A 1,625-nucleotide genomic window follows, 5' to 3' on the forward strand; every position below is an offset into this window, starting at 1 on the left:
GGCCGCCCGTAATCGGTCTCCTGCAGAACTTGCGGCGGCGGAGCAGATGGTCTGCGCGATGAATATTGCGCACACTGCACCGGCTCAGCAACGCGGGAGGCGTGTGATGGAATTCTTCTGTGGTTTGGACGTCGGCATGGACGAGACGGCGATCTGCGTGGTGGACGCGACCGGCAAGGTGATGCTGGAGACGGCGGTGGTGACCGATCCGGACGCGATCAAGGTGGCGCTGACGCCCTATCTTGGCCGCTTGCGACGCCTTGGTCATGAGGCGGGATCGCTGTCGCCCTGGCTGCATCCGGAGCTGCTCAGGCTGGGCCTGCCGGCGGTCTGCCTGGAGACTTTGCATGTTCGCGCGGCGCTGAAGGCGCAGCGCAACAAGACCGACCGGGCAGATGCGCTCGGGATTGCCCACATCATGCGCACCGGCTGGTTCCGGCGCGCCCATATCAAGAGCGAGGCCTGCTACCGGCTGCGGCTGTTGTTGACGCACCGGCGCAATCTGAAGCGCAAGTTTGTGGACCTCGAGAATGCGATCCGGCACTCGCTGAAAGTGTTTGGCATCCGGCTGAACCGGGTCGGGCGCGGCGGCTTTGCGCAAGTCGTGCGCGAGGCGGTGGCCCACGATGCGCTTGTCAGCGAGCTGATCGACGCCATGCTGAATGCGCGCGCGGCGCTGTGGAAGGAGTACTGCCGGCTGCACGACCTGGTGGTTCGCCTGGTCGCCGGCCATGAGCTGTGCCGGCGCTTCATGCAGATTCCTGGCGTCGGCCCGATCGCGGCGCTGAGCTTTATGACCGCGGTCGACGATCCCTCGCGCTTCAGGCGCTCGCGCGACGTGGCGGCCTATTTTGGCCTGACCTCGCGGCGCTGGCAATCCGGCTCGTCTATCGACGTCAAGGGCCGGATCAGCAAGGCGGGCGACGGTGACGTGCGGCGGGCGCTGTACGAGGCGGCCAGCGCTTTGCTGACTCGCTACAAGAAAAAAGACAAGGTCAAGGCGTGGGGGCTGGCGCTGGGCAAGCGCTCCTCGCACCGCAAGGCGACGGTGGCGGTAGCGCGCAAGCTCGCTGTGATCATGCATGCGATGTGGACCAGCGGCACGTTGTACTGCGGCGATCCGGACGCCTCGGCGGCGGAGATGCATGCCGAAACAACAGCTAAGCAGCGCAAATTGCTCGGGCCCTACGCATGAGGCGCGTGATCCTGCAACCTGGCAACGACGCGGTGATGGCCGCGACCTGAACACGGAGCTCCGCCGCCGGCGGATGAGGACTGGTGCAGCACCAACACGACGGAACGCACGTTATCTTGCCTGCGACGATGCATCTTCGGATGCCGACCGATCGCGCCGGATTGCCTGTGATGTGGCTCCGTCACACCGATGGAAAGATGCGCCGCGACGGCGTCCGCGCTGCCTTGCTGCAGCGACACTGTGCCGTCGCTGAGCGCGGAAGACTGCACGGCGCATCAGGACTCGCAAGCCTCGCGGCGCATCGTGTCATGGCGTGGATCAGAGAGGCTTGTCGCAAGCGAGAAAGGAAGCGAGAATGGCTGAGGTCAGACAGACGACACGACCGATTAAGACGGCAGGATAAAAGCCGCAAGGTGCGGCCGGTCGGTTG

General features: G+C 65.2%; 1 protein-coding gene. It reads left to right on the plus strand.

Features of this window, described 5'->3' with window-relative positions; translation table 11 throughout:
• Window positions 1-106 precede the first annotated feature (106 nt).
• Entirely contained in the window at window positions 107-1,195 is a 1,089-nt protein-coding gene (locus IVA75_RS05035; RefSeq protein ID WP_247282323.1) for an IS110 family transposase, read from the plus strand.
• The last annotated feature ends 430 nt before the right edge of the window (window positions 1,196-1,625 follow it).

Source organism: Bradyrhizobium sp. 134 (assembly GCF_023074155.1).
Classification (GTDB): domain Bacteria; phylum Pseudomonadota; class Alphaproteobacteria; order Rhizobiales; family Xanthobacteraceae; genus Bradyrhizobium.

Bases quoted from the DNA above. Each gene is read 5' to 3' on its own strand.
- IVA75_RS05035 (WP_247282323.1), top strand. From the start codon at position 107: ATGGAATTCTTCTGTGGTTTGGACGTCGGCATGGACGAGACGGCGATC.